The following is a 426-nucleotide window of genomic DNA, read 5'->3' as shown; positions in this document are numbered from 1 at the left end:
GTGCTTGACCCGCTGCGTCTGGCTGTCGGCACAGCTGGACGGGGGGGCGCGCGAGCGATGGCGTTCGGAGCACACGGGGGAAGGTGGTAGGTGGATGTGCATCGCGAGCCGTTGGCCGCGTGGATTGCTCCATTCGGCCAACGGGCTTGCAGGCGCCTTACCGGGCACGCGAACGCGCTTTGAAAGGCGTCGCGCCAATCGGATTGGCGTAGCGTCACTTCACCTGCTTAACGAGCCGGGTGGGCTCGGTGGGCGTCATGAATGCGAAGTGCTTCGAGAGGGCGAGTTTCCCCGTGAGGGCTTTTTTCAGAAACACAACTGCGACGATGCCACTGATGAGGTACGACGTCGACGCGAGATACAACACCAAGCACAACGCAAGCAGCTTGCCAGCGTTCTTGAACACGAAATGCAACATATCTGTCT

General features: G+C 60.8%; 1 pseudogene. It reads right to left on the bottom strand.

Annotated features, from left to right (window positions below):
- Window positions 1-214: 214 nt before the first annotated feature.
- A pseudogene (locus AC3IFE_RS01645) lies at window positions 215-426 on the bottom strand (hypothetical protein); the annotation flags it as partial.

It is taken from the genome of Burkholderia sp. APQ4-4ca, from assembly GCF_057837105.1.
The sequence above is the reverse complement of the archived record's forward strand: the minus strand, read 5'-3'. Positions and strand labels throughout refer to the sequence as shown.